23 protein-coding genes and 1 tRNA gene are annotated in these 14,531 nt (G+C 66.8%); 7 read left to right on the top strand and 17 right to left on the bottom strand.

Translation table 11 applies throughout. The features are described 5' to 3' along the window. The first annotated feature begins 51 nt into the window (after positions 1 to 51). Positions 52 to 1,284, top strand: a complete 1,233-nt coding sequence (locus B0I32_RS52485) for an MFS transporter (RefSeq protein WP_106252656.1) — start codon at positions 52 to 54, stop codon at positions 1,282 to 1,284. Positions 1,285 to 1,319: 35 nt separating this feature from the next. Here B0I32_RS52485 and B0I32_RS52480 read toward each other — a convergent pair whose 3' ends face one another. Continuing rightward, entirely contained in the window at positions 1,320 to 2,285 is a 966-nt protein-coding gene (locus tag B0I32_RS52480) for a hypothetical protein (protein ID WP_342751852.1), read from the bottom strand. A 510-nt stretch (positions 2,286 to 2,795) separates the two neighbouring features. Between B0I32_RS52480 and B0I32_RS59320 the strand changes: the two genes are divergently transcribed. The 3 genes from B0I32_RS59320 (at position 2,796) to B0I32_RS52470 (ending at position 3,750) form a co-directional block, all read left to right on the top strand. Next, positions 2,796 to 2,915 (top strand): DLW-39 family protein, encoded by a 120-nt coding sequence (locus tag B0I32_RS59320; protein ID WP_020542320.1) that lies wholly within the window; start codon positions 2,796 to 2,798, stop codon positions 2,913 to 2,915. Positions 2,916 to 2,930: 15 nt separating this feature from the next. Beyond that, on the top strand, positions 2,931 to 3,659 hold the full coding sequence (locus tag B0I32_RS52475; RefSeq protein ID WP_106252653.1) for an HAD-IA family hydrolase: 729 nt from the start codon (positions 2,931 to 2,933) through the stop codon (positions 3,657 to 3,659). A gap of 15 nt (positions 3,660 to 3,674) precedes the next feature. Continuing rightward, positions 3,675 to 3,750, top strand: a tRNA-Ala gene (locus tag B0I32_RS52470). A 57-nt stretch (positions 3,751 to 3,807) separates the two neighbouring features. Here B0I32_RS52470 and B0I32_RS52465 read toward each other — a convergent pair. The 16 genes from B0I32_RS52465 to B0I32_RS52410 all read right to left on the bottom strand — a co-directional run bounded on the left by B0I32_RS52465 (position 3,808) and on the right by B0I32_RS52410 (position 12,498). Further along, entirely contained in the window at positions 3,808 to 5,001 is a 1,194-nt protein-coding gene (locus B0I32_RS52465; RefSeq protein WP_245956682.1) for a site-specific integrase, read from the bottom strand. Next, entirely contained in the window at positions 4,998 to 5,195 is a 198-nt protein-coding gene (locus tag B0I32_RS52460; RefSeq protein ID WP_106252651.1) for a helix-turn-helix domain-containing protein, read from the bottom strand. Before B0I32_RS52460 ends, B0I32_RS52465 begins: the two co-directional genes overlap by 4 nt. Then, positions 5,192 to 6,577, bottom strand: a complete 1,386-nt coding sequence (locus B0I32_RS52455) for a replication initiator (RefSeq protein WP_106252650.1) — start codon at positions 6,575 to 6,577, stop codon at positions 5,192 to 5,194. The genes B0I32_RS52460 and B0I32_RS52455 overlap by 4 nt, the downstream gene beginning before the upstream one ends. 283 nt (positions 6,578 to 6,860) lie before the next feature. Beyond that, a complete protein-coding gene (locus tag B0I32_RS52445) occupies positions 6,861 to 7,040 on the bottom strand; it encodes a hypothetical protein (RefSeq protein ID WP_106252647.1) in 180 nt (59 codons plus the stop codon). A 269-nt stretch (positions 7,041 to 7,309) separates the two neighbouring features. Further along, the gene (locus B0I32_RS58490) at positions 7,310 to 7,468 is read right to left on the bottom strand and encodes a hypothetical protein (protein WP_181308758.1); all 159 of its coding nucleotides are present in this window, start codon (positions 7,466 to 7,468) and stop codon (positions 7,310 to 7,312) included. A gap of 115 nt (positions 7,469 to 7,583) precedes the next feature. Then, on the bottom strand, positions 7,584 to 7,811 hold the full coding sequence (locus B0I32_RS52440; protein WP_106252646.1) for a hypothetical protein: 228 nt from the start codon (positions 7,809 to 7,811) through the stop codon (positions 7,584 to 7,586). Between the two features lie 8 nt (positions 7,812 to 7,819). Then, positions 7,820 to 7,972, bottom strand: coding sequence for a hypothetical protein (locus B0I32_RS58485; protein WP_181308756.1), 153 nt, complete (start codon positions 7,970 to 7,972; stop codon positions 7,820 to 7,822). Between the two features lie 125 nt (positions 7,973 to 8,097). Beyond that, positions 8,098 to 8,244: a hypothetical protein gene (locus B0I32_RS58480; protein ID WP_181308754.1), complete on the bottom strand. Its 147-nt coding sequence runs from the start codon at positions 8,242 to 8,244 to the stop codon at positions 8,098 to 8,100. 435 nt (positions 8,245 to 8,679) lie between these two features. Continuing rightward, positions 8,680 to 8,919: a hypothetical protein gene (locus B0I32_RS52435; protein WP_106252644.1), complete on the bottom strand. Its 240-nt coding sequence runs from the start codon at positions 8,917 to 8,919 to the stop codon at positions 8,680 to 8,682. Further along, complete coding sequence (locus B0I32_RS52430) at positions 8,916 to 9,236, bottom strand: hypothetical protein (RefSeq protein ID WP_106252642.1); 321 nt, start codon at positions 9,234 to 9,236, stop codon at positions 8,916 to 8,918. The genes B0I32_RS52435 and B0I32_RS52430 overlap by 4 nt, the downstream gene beginning before the upstream one ends. A 39-nt stretch (positions 9,237 to 9,275) precedes the next feature. Then, positions 9,276 to 10,007: a DUF2637 domain-containing protein gene (locus B0I32_RS52425; RefSeq protein WP_245956681.1), complete on the bottom strand. Its 732-nt coding sequence runs from the start codon at positions 10,005 to 10,007 to the stop codon at positions 9,276 to 9,278. Continuing rightward, entirely contained in the window at positions 10,004 to 10,270 is a 267-nt protein-coding gene (locus B0I32_RS61915) for a helix-turn-helix domain-containing protein (RefSeq protein WP_146178649.1), read from the bottom strand. Before B0I32_RS61915 ends, B0I32_RS52425 begins: the two co-directional genes overlap by 4 nt. A gap of 240 nt (positions 10,271 to 10,510) precedes the next feature. Beyond that, positions 10,511 to 11,683: an FtsK/SpoIIIE domain-containing protein gene (locus B0I32_RS52420; protein ID WP_106252640.1), complete on the bottom strand. Its 1,173-nt coding sequence runs from the start codon at positions 11,681 to 11,683 to the stop codon at positions 10,511 to 10,513. Positions 11,684 to 11,691: 8 nt separating this feature from the next. Further along, positions 11,692 to 11,844 (bottom strand): hypothetical protein, encoded by a 153-nt coding sequence (locus B0I32_RS58470; RefSeq protein ID WP_181308750.1) that lies wholly within the window; start codon positions 11,842 to 11,844, stop codon positions 11,692 to 11,694. 3 nt (positions 11,845 to 11,847) lie between these two features. Continuing rightward, positions 11,848 to 12,075, bottom strand: a complete 228-nt coding sequence (locus B0I32_RS52415) for a hypothetical protein (RefSeq protein WP_106252639.1) — start codon at positions 12,073 to 12,075, stop codon at positions 11,848 to 11,850. Between the two features lie 93 nt (positions 12,076 to 12,168). Next, positions 12,169 to 12,498 (bottom strand): SCO3933 family regulatory protein, encoded by a 330-nt coding sequence (locus B0I32_RS52410; protein ID WP_106252637.1) that lies wholly within the window; start codon positions 12,496 to 12,498, stop codon positions 12,169 to 12,171. Positions 12,499 to 12,695: 197 nt separating this feature from the next. On the opposite strand from B0I32_RS52410, the gene B0I32_RS52405 reads away from it, so the two are divergent. The 3 genes from B0I32_RS52405 to B0I32_RS52395 are packed head-to-tail and all read left to right on the top strand — an operon-like array spanning position 12,696 to position 14,407. Continuing rightward, positions 12,696 to 13,238: a GntR family transcriptional regulator gene (locus B0I32_RS52405; RefSeq protein WP_219912478.1), complete on the top strand. Its 543-nt coding sequence runs from the start codon at positions 12,696 to 12,698 to the stop codon at positions 13,236 to 13,238. A gap of 16 nt (positions 13,239 to 13,254) precedes the next feature. Continuing rightward, complete coding sequence (locus B0I32_RS52400) at positions 13,255 to 13,971, top strand: GntR family transcriptional regulator (RefSeq protein WP_106252636.1); 717 nt, start codon at positions 13,255 to 13,257, stop codon at positions 13,969 to 13,971. A gap of 13 nt (positions 13,972 to 13,984) precedes the next feature. After that, positions 13,985 to 14,407 (top strand): NUDIX domain-containing protein, encoded by a 423-nt coding sequence (locus tag B0I32_RS52395; RefSeq protein ID WP_106252635.1) that lies wholly within the window; start codon positions 13,985 to 13,987, stop codon positions 14,405 to 14,407. Positions 14,408 to 14,531 lie beyond the last annotated feature (124 nt).

Here is a 14,531-nt window from a genome sequence, read left to right as displayed (position 1 = left end):
GACGATGAATTGGAGCTTACCTTGGGACAAGTCGGGGGCGAGGATGAACGTATGACATCAGCCCCCGCGCGTACGGCGTCCGACTTACTCGCCACCGGATCGTCCAGCTGCACCGTCCCCCAAGCACCGAAATATCGGCGAATCCTGGCACAGGCGCAGCTGGCGAACTCCATCGGCGACGGCCTCTACCTCGTCACCTCGGCGTTCTACTTCTCCCAGATCATCGGCCTGTCGGCGACGCAGATCGGCCTCGGGCTCACCCTCGGCTGGGCCGTCGGCCTGGTGGCCGGCGTACCCCTGGGCCACCTCGCCGACCGGCGCGGCCCCCGCGGCGTCGCCGTCCTGCTCGCGCTCACCACCGCCGTGGCGGTCGGCTCGTTCCTGTTCGTCGGCTCGTTCGTGGCGTTCGTCCTGGTCGCCTGCCTGTACGGCACCGCACAGACCGGCCTGTCAGCCGCCCGCCAGGCCCTGCTCGCCGCCCTGGTCGAGCCCGCCGAGCGGACCACCGTGCGGGCGACGCTGCAGGCCACGCTCAACGGCGGCCTGGCCGTCGGAGCCGGGCTGGGCGGGCTCGCGCTGCACCTCGGGACCCGCGAGGGCTACCTGGCCGCGTTCGCGGTGGACGCCCTCGGCTTCCTCCTCGCCGCCATCGTCCTGCTCCGGCTGCCTTCCGTACGGATCACCGCCCCCTCCGCCGGCCCCCGCCTCGCGGTGCTCAGGGACCGGCCGTACGCGCTCGTCACGCTGGTCAACGCGGTGATGCTCTTCTACATGCCGCTGCTCAGCCTGGTGGTGCCGCTGTGGATCGCCGCTCGTACCAGCGCGCCCACGTGGGTGGTCGCCGTCCTGCTGCTGATCAACACGGGTGGAGTGCTGCTGTTCCAGGTACGGGTGGCCAGGCGGGTGCGGAGCCTGCGGGACGCCTCGGCGGCGGTGCGGCGGGCGGGGGTGACGATGTTCGCGGCGTGCGCGGTGTTCGCGCTGAGCCCGTACTGGTGGGGGTTCCTGCTGGTGGCGACGGCGCTGCTGGTGGCCGGCGAGATGCAGCTCGCCTCCGGGTCGTGGGAGATCGGGTTCGGCCTCGCCCCCGACGACCGGCAGGGCCAGTACCAGGGCTTCTTCGGCAGCGGGGTGGCCGTGGCCAGGATGCTCGGGCCTGTGGTGCTCACGACGGTCGTGCTGGGGGCGGGGACGCTGGGGTGGCTGCTGGTCGGCGCGATGTTCGTCCTGGCCGGCGCGGCGATGACCCCGGCCGTCAGGCGCGCCCGGCTGACCCGCGCCTGACGTTGCACCGCGCCCCGCGAACCCGCACCGGACGCTCAATGGGTGTGGTCATGGGTCGCGGACGGGGCGTGCCCATCGGACAGCACCGCCGTCACCGTGAAACCCACCGTCCGCAGCTTCCCCTCATGCTTGAAGTCGAGGAACAGCCGATAGTCGCCCCGACTAGGGGCTTCGGCGACGAACGTGACCTCGGGCCCCGCCTCGTCCCTCTCCTCCGGATGCACGTGCAGGTAGGCGAGATCGCCGGCGCGCAGGGCGACCAGGTGACCGTACGCGCCCAGGTAGGGCTCCAGATCGTCGACCGGCTCGCCGTCCTTGCTGACGGTCATGACCAGCTTGCTCGCCCGGCCGGGAACGATGTCGCCGGCCAGGTTCACGGTGTAGTCACCGACGGCCGCCGTACGACTGACGTGGGGCAGCGGCTCAGGCCGATAGTCGCCCGCAGCCTGCAGATCCACCCCCAGCGTGAGCTTCTCCCCTTCGGCGGGGACGAAGTCGGCGAACGCCCGGTACGAGCCCGCCTTCGGCACCGCCAAGCCGACCGACCAGGTGCCGTCGGGGGCCATGCTCGGGTGCACGTGCTGGAAGCTCGTGAGATCGCGGGAGGCGACGACGAGGTGCATCTTCTTGTCGTGCTCGACCTGGTAGGCGGTGACCGGGGTGCCGTCGGGGCCGATCACGGTGAACCTGAACTCCGCCGGGGCACCGGTCGCGATCGTGCTGATGGGGTTGAGCGTGTAACCGTCCTGGGACACCTGCAGCCCACCGGGCACCGCACCGGACTGGCCACCGACCCCATGCCCGGAATGATCGGAATGGCCATCTCCCTCCCCCGCCGCCACACTCGCCCCCTCTCGGGGAGTCACCGGGCCGACCATCGTGCCCACCCCCAGAGCACCCCCGAACACCACGACCAGCACCAGACCGTACGAACCGAGCTTGCCCGCCGCCTTCATGCCCGCCCCACCCCGTAGCATCCGGCGGCCTGCCCACAGCTCCACGTGAAACCTGGCACCGTACCCCCTGAGCCTGAACAGCGAGCCGCCGGTCGCGGTCGGTCGAACCCTTCTCCACTTCAGATACGGCTGGAGCAGCCTTACTGGCGGGCAGAGTCGCGACCAACTTCCCGAGCACCCCTCACCTCCTGCGCCCAAACCCCCACCGAACCAGCACAAGCGTGAGCCACCGGATACCCCATCCCCGCGGTTGCGCATCAAGCTGGGAATTTTGGCATGATCGAGCTGTTGTCCAATCCATGAACCATGAGCCATGGCACATGAGCCATGGAGCATGAATCTTGACCTGAAACGCTCGAACCATCGTCACTGGGATGTTGTCCAAAGATGGACGGGTAGTGCGGCCCCACCAGGGGCTGAACTCCCGCCCTTCGCACATTCCGCACATCTGGTCCGTGCGCAACACAGGGAGCCCAGCCATCCCTTGCTAGGCTGCTTGTCAACCGTTGGGTCTCACCCCGGCAGGTGAGACCGTCGAAGAAGTGGGGTCACACCGTGAAGAAGCTGCTCGTTCTGGCGCTGATCGCCCTTGGGGGGTTGCTGATCTGGCGTAAGGTGCAGGCCGACCGCGCAGAGCTCGATCTCTGGACCGAGGCGACCGGCAGCGAGAACTAACCGACCGGCGAGGCGATGAGTGACGTCGTCCCCATCAAGCTGGTGTGCCTGGACCTGGCAGGCACCACAGTCGGTGACATCGCCATGGTCGAGCGCGCCTTTGCCGAGGCGATCGCGACCCAGGGCATAGTGCCCGGGACCGGAGCGTACGCGCGAGCCATGGTTCACGTGCACCGGTCCCGGGGCTGCCCCAAGATCGATGTCTTCCGTGGGATCTTCCCCGGCAACGAGGCCCAGGCACAGGCCGCGAACCTGACGTTCGAACGCTCCTACGAGGGGGCGCTGGAGCGGGCGGGTCTCGTACCCATGCCCGGAGTCATGGAGGTCCTCGACAAACTCCGTGGCAACGGCATCAAACTAGCCCTCATCACCGGCTTCAGCCGCACCACCCTGAGCCGCATCCTGAGCGTCCTCGGCTGGCACGACAAGATCGACCTGGCCATCTCCCCCGAAGACGCCGGTGGCCGCGGCCGTCCCTGGCCCGACATGGTCCTCCACGCGGTCCTCCGCTCAGGAGTCCCCGACGTCCGCCAGGTGGCCGTGATCGGCGACTCGGAAAGCGACATGCTCTGCGGCAAACGCGCCGGCGCCTCCATCGTGGCCGGGGTGATGACCGGCGTACACAGCAAGGAACGCCTGCTCAAGGGCGGCGCAACCCACATCCTCGACTCGATCGCCGACTTCCCGAATCTGGTCCTGAGCGATGACCTTGGTACGACGCAGGTAGCTTCCACCGCCCGGTAAGCTATCTTCGTCGAAGGGGCCTTAGCTCAGTTGGCAGAGCGCCTGCTTTGCAAGCAGGAAGTCAGGAGTTCGAATCTCCTAGGCTCCACCAGCGACAACGCACCCCCACCTAAGATCACTAAGTGGGGGTGCGTGACTTACTGAGTGACTACGCCTCTTCTTGTACTGGGAAGATGCTGTCCATGGCCTCCGCTCCTTCCAGCAGCACCGGCCGGAGCTGGAACCGGTAGACCGTCTCCGTGACCACGGTGTTCGCGTGGCCCACCAGCCGCGAGATGTCCTCGATCGGCACGCCGGAGTCCGACAGGAGCGACACGAAGCTGTGCCGCAGCTCGCGGGGCGTCCACTCGCCACCCGCCAGGCCCGCGCTCACAATGACCTTGCGGAAGTCCCGGCGCACGTTGGTGGCGCTCAGGGCCGTGCCGTTCTTCGTGCAGAACACCAGGCCGTCAGTCCCGCCGTCCACCGCGGCCGGCGCCTTCTCCTGGTCCTCCATCAGCAACCGCAACGCCTTCACCGCGCGAGCGGGCAGCTTCAGCGTACGGCGCGACTTCACAGTCTTCGTGTCGCCCTTCCTGCGCACTGATCGCCACACGTACATTGCGAACTCCCGATGCGCCCACCCGGCCCCAGCGACAGGAAGCCACGCCTGGCGGCTCTCGTCGAAGGCCACGACGTGCGACCAGCTCAACGCCCGTACCTCTTCCGTACGAGCTCCTGTGAGCAGCGAGAGCAGGACGTAGGCACCGATCCGGATATCTGCCCGTTCGGCCGCGACGATCACAGCCTCAGCCTGCGCCACGGACAGAGCTCGGGAAGGCCGGCCAGCCTGCCCATCGGGCACGTCGCACAAGTCGACGACATTCCGCCGCACCTTGTCTCGCTTCATCGCGTTCCTGATCGCCCGGTTGAGCACGGAGTGGAGCAACTTGAGCGAACGGGTGCTCAGTACGGTGGCCTTGTCAGCCAGCCACTTGTCGACATCCTCCACCGACAGGTCACGGAGCTTACGGCGGCCCAGAGCCGGGACGATATGGAGCCGGGCGAAGTCGGTGTAGAGCCTCACCGTCTTCTCGTCCCGGCCCCGGAGCCCGTGTTCCAACCAGTAGGTCACGGCATCCGACACGGTGTAGTCGTGCGGCGCGATCGCCAGGCCGTCCTCGTGGTCGCGAAGGATCTCCTTCAGCTTGGCCTTGGCCTCCGTCTTGGTCTTGCCACTGCCCTTCTTGACGATCCGCTTCCCGGCCGAGTTGTAGCCGATCGTCACCGAGGCGATCCAGCGCTGCCGCCGCTCGTCCCAATGAAGGCCGCCGTCTCCTGGGCTCCTTCTCTTGGCCATCATCGAGCCTCCGCCTCACGTTCGAGGAGGGCGATGTACTCGCGGATGGCAGTTGAGGGAACCAGCCTGGTCCGTCCTTCCTTGACCGTGCGCAGTCGGCCCGAACGGATCAGCTCATAGATCGACGAACGGCTCTGCCCCAGGAGCGTCATGGCATCCCGGACTCGATAAAGCCGCACGTCCTCGGTCGTGTTCATGATGGAGGGCCCTCCTTTGGTGGGTCGAGAGAGTCGATGAGCAGGGATTCGCCCGGGGTGTAGCCCTGACCGGCGAAGCTCCAGTGAGCGAGCACGAGTGTGCTGCCGTCTGCCTCCGGCATCAGCCCCGCCGCGCGCAGCTGCTCATGCCGGTAGTCGGTACGTTCCTGCCGAATGGCGCCGAGCGTGGTCGAGTAGGCCCGGGACCGGGTTGAGAAGTGACCACGGAACCCGAGCATGTGAGCCCACTTGCGCAGCCGCAGGCCGGTCAGCTCAGGATGGGTGCCGGGGTGGCCCAGCTCCCAGGCTGTGCGGATCAGCCGAGCGGCGTGGGCGGTGGCGCCGCGCTCGTGCAGGTGGGTGAGATCGTGTTCATGGATACGGCGATCGAGCGTGCCGGAAGACTCGGCGGCTTTGGTGGCGTATTTCGCGATGTAGCCAGCGACGGCCTGCTCTGACAGTTGGCCGGCGAGGTCGCTGCCGTGGATCGGCTGGACGTCGACCTGACGGCCCCAAACGAGATGGCGCGTCGGCTGGCCGAGCGTGGGTGCGTCGAGTTTTACAGCGGCGGCGGCCGAGCGGATCGCGTCGTCGAGCAGCTGCACGGTGGCCCAGTGCGGCGGTGCAAGGACGTCGGCCGGGTCGGTGGTTCGGGCATCGAGACGGATCACGGCGTGGAAGTGCACGACGCCGCGGGCCTGGTACTCGGCGACCTTGGCGAAGGAGGCCCGAACCGCCTTGTTGAACGCGGTCTGCGTCAGGCCGGCCGAGGCGGCCAGGCGGCGCCGAAGGTAGATGGTGAAGCGACGCCAGAGATCACCGGCATGCGCGTTCCACAGCACGTGCCCGACGTAGTCGTAGACGTCCGGGTCGAGTGGCTGCCCGATCCTGGTGTCGTCGGCCTTATGGCGCTGGAAGCAGGCCAGGCCGGTACGGCGTGGGTGGCAGACCTGAGGTTTGCCATCCTTTCCGGGACCGCGATGCACCGGCCCGAACGAGGGCGCGGTCAGAGTGGCGAACACCTTCGGGTGCTCGCGGACGGTCGCCGGCACGCCCTTGGCACCGCCGAGGAGACCAGCCCGGATCAGATGGTAGGTGTCGCGGCGGTAGAGCTCGGAGCAGGACGGACAGCGGGAAGCGCGCCGGTTGCCACACCGGATGAGCAGTTGCCCGTGTGGCTCGTTGTCGGTGCGGTAGTGGGACAGGACTTCGCCGGAGATGGCGTTCAGGGTGAGGCTTTCGCCGGTCAACCGGACTGGTTCCGCGCAGCCGCGCAGGCGGTGGACTCGGTCCAGCCAGCGGGCCAGGTCGGTGCTTGAATGCCGGGCCAGGTCGCGGACGACCGGCCCGGCCAGTTCGGCGAGCGCCCCCGCGTCGCTCACTGAATGATCCTCCTCACGTCGACGATGAGGGTGTGCGTGCGACAGGCCGTGCACTGCTGGTCGGCGGGCAGCCGCCGAGCGCAGGCCAGTTGCTGTACCAAGCCACAGCCGCGGATGATGACCGGCCGTTCGCACCGGCCGCTCCGGTCGTGGCCTAGTACCTGCCGGGCCACGCTCCACGGCAGGTCAGCGCCACAGGCGTACGTCTCGATGACGCGGACGCGATACCGGTTGGCCATCAGTCCGGCCCCCGCCGTCAAGCACCCCGAGTCGGTGCCCGGTGTCATAGCGCCCGGCAGTTCTGGGCGTGCTTGTCGGCGTCGGTGTGGTCTCCGGTCTTCTCCTCACCGCAGCCACCGCACTCGTACTGGCCACTTCTGTACGGCCATTGCGGGTCGTACGGCAGCTTTTTCCAGGTGACGGCGTTGCCGCCAGCGGTGCGGTATCTGATCGTGTCCTTCATGGCAATGTCTCCTTTGTGATCTCGAAGCCATGACGTTCCGGGCACCCGCCCAGCGGGTCGAACTGGGCAGGCTGGGCGGGCACCCGCAACCTCAGCCGTCGTGATCAGTCGAGGAACTCGGCGTCGCTGTCGGCCTGGCCCAGGCAGGCCGCGCAGTCGCCGCAGCCGTGCCAGGAGCCATCGATGAACTCGGGGTCGCAGTCCTCAAGCGGTTCGGGCATGGTCAGTCCCTCCCTTCGGAGTGGAGCGATTGATCTCAGCCGTCGCGATCAGCAGAAGGTGACCCAGAACGAGTAGCGGCAGTTCGGGCAGCCAACCTGAAGCCCGCGTTCGCCTACCAGCAGCGCTTGGAAGCGCGCGAGCCGGGTTTCATAGCGGCAGCCGGGGCAGGTCACCCGTTGGTCGTTGACGCCGGTCGGTGTCGACATGGTGGTGGCCCTCCCTTCTAGCGATCGCATTTGGGGCAGGTCTGGGTCCGGATGTACAGGTAGCCGCGGCAGATCGAGCACCGGGGCAGCGGCCGTGGCGGCGGGAGTTTCCTGCTCACCCGAACCAGCGCCCCAGGCCCTTGCCGCGAGCGCCGGCCTGTCGCAGGGCGTCCTCACGCAGCCGCTTGGCCTTCCTCGTGCCGACCGCGGCCTGCAGTTCGGCATCAGCCTGACGCCGCTCTGCGGCGGTCACGCCGTGGCCATTGGCGGCACGGGCGAGCTCGTTCAGCTCGTTGGCGTTCTGCGTCCTGGCCTTCAGCTCGGCCAGCTGCGCATCGCTCATCCGCCTTCTCATCGCTGCGCCCCCCGAGCCTGCTCGCGCTCGGTACGCTCCGCCTCTTGCTGGGCGAGTAGCTCGTCGTAGGCGTCGCGGACGGCCTGGGACTCACCGCCGGGCCAGATGCCGGGTTTGCCAGGGTGGAAGATCTGCGTCTTTGCTGCCATCGTGGAGTTCTCCCTTGTGGAGCCTCCAGGGCCGGGAATCTTTGCCGGATGAGCGGCCCTGGAGGAATCTTCGTCGTCTGCCTTCGTTGAAGCTGATCTGTGCTCACGTTCGGCTCCAGGGATCGCTAACCGTCCTGGTCGATCTCGTCGAACATGGCTTCCTCGCGCGCCTTTAGATCGGCCTGCGCTTCGGTGAACGCTTGCCGGCGAGCCCGGGTGAGGCTGTAACCGTTCTGCTCACGGAGCTGCCGTACGCGCTGGTCGAAGTTCATGGCTGTCTCCTCCCTTCGGCTGCTTCAGTCGTCGACGTGGTTGTCGATGCCGGTGCCGGTGCAGTCGCGGCAGGTCTGGTTCTCGCCGTCGATGCCGGTGCCGTTGCAGGTGCAGCACTGGAAGGCCCAGAGCGCCATGGGTCCTCCTCTGTGGCTCAGAGCCGCGATTACCGCTTCGGCCGAATCTCCGTGATCATCACGTTCTCGCTGGTGAACGGGAGGTCGTCGTAGAACGCCTCCTAGTGAGGAGCGGCGTTGACCTCGATCTGTTCGCCGTTCTTGGTGTGGATCGTGACCTTCGACATGGCAGTCATCCCTTCGTCTGGGGCCGGTCGCCCCGGGCACCCGCCCGATGAAAGGGGAGACACCGGGCGAGCACCCTGGGCGGTCGGTCACAGCGGTAGGGGAGGTGCGCTGAGGCGGCCCATCAGCGCGTCATCTTCGTTCGGGCTTGCCGAGCTCGGTCCACCAGCACTGGTCTGCCTCGCAGGTGATCGGCGGCGGCGTGCTGCTCCCGGTGGGGGTCGTGGCCGAGATGGTGGGGGCTGGTGCAGCCGGGTCACTCTCGCCGAAACCGCCGGACAAACCCAGCGCAACGAGCGCCACGCCACCGACGGCCAGCAGCGCAACCGTGCCCCTGAACGTCCGGCCCTGCTCAGGCAGGTAAACGCTCATGTCGTCACCGCCCCTTGGTAACTCAGGGCTGCGGTGTACTCGTTCATGGCTTGCTCGCTGATCGCGATCGCGCGGTAGGTGATCGGCCCGAAGTCCCGCGCCGTCTGGTAGTGCGTGCCGCCACTTGTGGGTGCGCCGATAAGATCGGCCACCCGATCCACCTGCGCGTGCTGCTGCTGTTTGGTGCCGCTGGCGTGCACGCTGACCGTCTCGCCATAGCTCGGCACGGGCACTTTGGGGTTGTCTGCCAGGAACCGCGCCAACGCGCGCAATCCAGCGATGAACTCGGCGCGAGCCGTCGAGTCGGTGGTCATCATCAGCGGATCTCCTTCGTCTCGATGTCGATTGGGGATGTCTCAGTCAGTGCCGAGCCCGAGATGGTCCAGCAGCCCGGCAGCCAGCTCCGGGGCCACATTCATCCGGGCACGCAGCACCTCAGCGGGAATCGGCCTGCTGTGGGTGGCCTCGTACTCGGTAGCCAGGCGACGCGCGTAACCGAGTAGCGCTGGCGCCGGCACCGGCGCGTTCTCGTCCGGAGCGGCGGGCACGGACGGTGCTTGTTCGAGCTGCGGCGGTTCCTCGTTCTCCGACGCGGCCACCAACTGCTCGTGCTCGTCGACGCGGGCAGAGTGAACGCGCTGAGCAGACCCGCCGTGCGCAGGCACCGCGGCATCACTACGTATCTCCAGCGCATCCTCAGGATCGGGACGACTCGCGCGGCGCTCCAGCATCGACATGGCGATCAGGAACGCGCCGGCCGGAGTCGCGGCCAGGATCCAGCCCCATGCACTTTGCGGTGCTTCCGCCAGGTTGGCCGCCAACGTCAACACGATCCCGCCCGACAGCACCAGCGCGGGCCACGACAGCAGACCGCGCCGACGTCGACCAGTACGCTTGTCTCGCTGGATCTCTCGTGCGGCCATCACGCATAGCAGGTCGATGCAGACTGCCACCGCCCACGCCCGCCACCCGAGCTGGCCGTACTTGCGGGCCAGGCTGGAGATGTGATCGAACGAACCGACAGCCGCGATCAGAGCAAGGACCGTGACCGGTGCCGAGTCGACCACCATCGAGCGCAGCCGGTTCACGACGCACTCTCACGTTCCTGCCGACGAAGCGCTTCCCAACGCTGAGCCTGGCGATAGCTCACGCCCATGCGTTCAGCCGCCTGCGCGATGCTGTGGCCCTGCTCCTCTCGCAGCCACACGTAGTCCTCCCGGCGGCCGGCCGCTTGCTCCGCGTACTTCGCGCGAGACGTGGCCGCACCGCGTCGCCGTGCCGCCGTGGCAGCACTTGATCGTGCTCTCACGTTGATCACTCCCGAAAACAGGCATAGATCTGCTAGGGACATGGCGTGATCAGGACTCACGCCCGGTCTGGGGAAGGTTGGTCAGCCAGGCAACTAACGCCGTGGCTCAGTGGCTATGGCCAGACGTTCCACTCGTCTCGGCACGTCCGGCACCGGTAGTCGAAGCGGAGTACGTCCGCCGAAAACCGGCTTGGACCACAGCGGATCAGTTCGCTGTCGTTATCGCCGCACGTCTCGCATATGACGTCGTCGGGCGATGTCTTCATGGGCCGGTCCTCCTGGCTAGACGGGGAGGTCCTCAAGGTCGGGGGCGGCGAACTCATCCACCGCCTGCTCCAGTTCCTCCGCGTCGGCGACCTCGATTGCCGGTCCGCCCGTCAGCAGCGCCCACGACGGAGCCAGCTCCGCGTGCTCCTCAGCTGCTGCTTCGGCTTCCTCCTCGGTGACGTGCACCGAGCGCTCCATATGCCAGCGGCTATCAGCCCCCAGTACCACCGCCGTGCCCGGCCGGTCCGCAGAGATCTGCCGAGCCGCCGCCACCGCGCGGGAGTCCATGTCGCCCAGGCACATCTTGGCCGTCTCGTCATCGTTGACCATGTGGCAGATCCGGCCGGTCAGCTGCGCACGCAGCGCGGTCACCCCCGGCCCCAGATCCGAGCCCACGCGCTGCCCGCACACCACCAGGTAGATCCCGAACGCGCGGCCCAGCTGAGCGATGCGCAGCAGCCGGGTAGCGACCGCGGCGACCTCTTCCTTCTCCGCCTTGGGATCGGCCATCAGGAACAGCTCGGCCACCTCATCGACCAGCACCACGATGGGCGTTGGCCGTGCCTCCTCCGGCAGCCTCGGATGCCAGATGTTCTTGACCCGGTGCTGGCGGCACAGCGCCATGCGAGACGTGATGATCCCGACCAGATCGGCCAGCAGCCGCGCACACTCGGCACGCTCAGTGGCCAGCGCCGAGAGTCGCCGCTGATACGGGGTGAACTCGACCCCGCCCTTCAGATCGAAGCCGACCAGCGCCACCGGCTGCGGAGCCAGCCCCGCGATCAGGGCGTTAGCCAGGTTCGACTTCCCGGACTGGGTAGCGCCCACGTTCAGCCAGTGCGGCACCTTGCGGAAATCGATCACGAACCACTCACCGGAGTCCAACCGGCCGACCCGCACCCGCAGCAGCCCATCGGCCAGCGAATGCCCGCCGGCCACCGTCTCCAGAGGATCGGTCATCGTGGCGACCAAGGTCACCTTGCCCGGCCGCCAACCGACCAGCCGCACACTGTGCACCCGCCAGGCGTGCGCCAGCTTGTCCAGCACCCGCTCGTAGTCGTCGGGAGTCTGCCCATCGTGCAGCCGCACCGTCACCCGGAACCCCGTGGGCGTCGGCCGCAACAGCCCCAGCCGCGGAGCCCGCTCAACCTCGACCCGCCGCAAGCCACGACGCTGCTTGGCAATCATCAGGCCTCTCACCCGGGGTACCTCCCCTTGGCGTAGGCGATGGCGTCCAGCACCGCATCGCTATCACTGTCGGCCAACCACGCCAGCGCACAGTCAGCCTGCTCCGGCGTCAGCTCCGCCAGTTCCTCGTTGAACCGCTTCCAGAACTCGCCGAGTTCCATACCTCAGCCCCCGAACCCGGGGAAGCCGGGGAAGGTCCACCGCCAGCGACGCCGACGCCTGGACAGACCGCAGCCCGAAGCCACCGCCCGCCACGTCCCGTACACCGCCAGCGCCTTGGCCGGGAACCCGATCACGTACCAGAACGAGGTCGGCGCCCACCGCCGCCACGCCCAGAAGCCCACGCTGGCAGCCAGCAACGCCAGCCCCAGCCAGACCGCGAAGTCGGCCATACTAGACCGGTCTCCTCTCCTCTTATCTGGGTGGACGGAGACCCCGGAGCGGCCCAAGCCGCCAAGCACACGGCCGCTCCGGGACCTCTCGTATCAGGCCGCCTTCTCCGCGGCCGGCCGGATCGCCTCGCAGCGAAACCCCATCCCGGAACGCCCGTTCATCTGCCAGTAGAAGCAGGTCAGCCCCACCGGCTTGACCTTGCTGCCGACCACGATCTGCGGGAAGGTCGCGGACGGGAAGGTCACCGTGATCACCGGGTTGCGCCGGTCGTCGTTCGGCATGGGCAGCAGGGGCAGCGTGTACAGTTCACGCCCCTCCGCGTCCTTCTTCACCTCACCGGTCGCCCGATCCACGATCTTCGGCTCAGCCTCGCCAGCGACCGTGAACGACATCGACGCGATGTCCACCGGAATGTTGCGCATGTGTTCTCCTCTGATCTCTTGGTCCTCGGCAAGCCGTGGCTTCGAGGTTCTATCGCAACCATACTGCCTTTTCGATAAGGCAGCAAGGAATTGGGTAGACTTCTTTGAGGGCAGGGGACAAATCCATCCTTATCGCCTTGCCAGTAAGGTGGCTAGGTGGTGTCCCTGCGGGATGAGCTGGTGAGGAGTGGTGGGTCGTGGCCGACCAAGACAGCTGGAGCAGCGTCTCAATGCCGTACGTGCTACCCCGAAGGGCGGACCAGCCGGACGCTTGGGCAGAGGAGGCCGCTGAACACGGCCACACTGGCAGCAACGTCCTCCGTGAAGTAACAGTGCTGCGCCCTCCGGCCAACGTGGGAGCAGCGCTCGGCATCCGTGAGGACGAACCCGTAATCGTCAGACGTCGAACCGTGCTCCTTGACGAGCAGCCCATCGAGCTGGCCGATTCGTACTATCCCGTGTCCATAGCTCAGGGGACCCGCCTCGCTGACAAGAGAAAGATCCCTGGAGGAGCACCAACGCTCCTCGCCGAGCTGGGTCATCAACTCGTCCACGTCGAAGAGGACGTATCTACTCGGCCGGCCACCGATGAGGAGCGGAAGCTGCTCCAGCTCCAGGAGCACGAGTGGGTGCTTGTTCTCTTCCGGCTATCGCGATCTCGCGACAACACGCCAGTCGAAGTCAGCGTGATGACCATGGTCCCTTACGGGCGCCACCTTCGCTACAAGCTCTCCCACTGAGCAGAGAGGCTCTCCCTTGGTCCAGTACCAGGACACCCGTCCGAAGCACCAGCAGATTGCCGCCGCCATTCGAGCAGACATCATGGCCGGCCGACTGTCTCCTGGTGCGCAGCTCCCATCGACTCAGCAGCTTGTGAGTCAATACACGACCGCGAACGCCACAGTCCAACGTGCGCTCTCACTGTTGAAGGACGAAGGCTTTCTGGAAGGCCGTCCTGGCAAGGGTGTCTTCGTCCGCGCCAAGCAGCTGGCCGTTGTTGAGGTCTCTTCCTACTTCGCACCATCGCCGCGGGGCTACAGCTACGAGCTACTCAGCGTTGACGAAGTCGTTCCGCCCCCTGACGTGGCGCAAGCCCTTGGCCTAGACGATGGTGACAAGGCCGTTCTGCGTCATCGCCTGCTTCTCCACGATGGTGACCCTGTCGAGCTCTCCTGGTCGTACTATCCATCGACTCTCGTACGAGGCACGCCCTTGGCAGGCTCTAAGAAGATCAAGGGAGGAGCGCCTCAGGTGTTGACCGACCTCGGCTACCCGCAGCGTGAGTTTACGGATCTCTTGTCGAGCCGCCCTCCAACAGTCGAAGAGGCTGAAGGGCTGGAACTCCCAGAAGGAGTGCCCGTGATGAGGCAGTTCAGAGTGGTCTATGCCGAGAATAAGCGCCCTGTTGAAGTCTCAGTGCTGGTCAAGGGCGGACATCTCTACACGTTGCAGTACCACCAGCGCACGACCTGACGAAGGCAAGCGCATGACCCGTTCCATGCATTCGGTGAGTGTCGCCGGCATCGTTGTCGACGACACCGGCCGAGCCCTGTTGACTCGCAGGGCCGACAACGGCGAGTGGCAAGCGCCGGGTGGCGTACTCGAAATCGGAGAGACCATCCCGGACGGTGTTCGTCGCGAGGTCCTCGAAGAAACCGGCCTGATCGTAGAGCCCTTGGCCCTCACTGGCGTCTACAAGAACATGACCGTCGGCGTCGTGGCCCTCGTGTTCCGCTGCAAGGCCACCGGTGGCCAGCTCATCATCAACGACGAGGTCACCGCTTTCCGCTGGGCGTCCGAACCTGAGATCCGAGACATGGTCACCGAGGCGTTCGCGGTTCGCATCCTTGACGCTCTCCACGAAGGCGCCCCAGCGATCCGGCACCACGACGGAATCAACCTCATGTGACCTCTGGTTTGTCTAGTCCCATGAGATGGCTGACGTTTCTGTCCCACGACATGGGCGACAGGTGATCTAGGAAACATGGTCGACCTTGTACGGCCGATGAGCTTTGACGTTACGGACCGGAAGG

Origin of the sequence: Nonomuraea fuscirosea (assembly GCF_003001935.1) — a bacterium.
Classification (GTDB): Bacteria; Actinomycetota; Actinomycetes; order Streptosporangiales; family Streptosporangiaceae; genus Nonomuraea; species Nonomuraea fuscirosea.
Note: the sequence above shows the minus strand (reverse complement) of the source record. Positions and strands in the feature narration are given on the sequence as shown.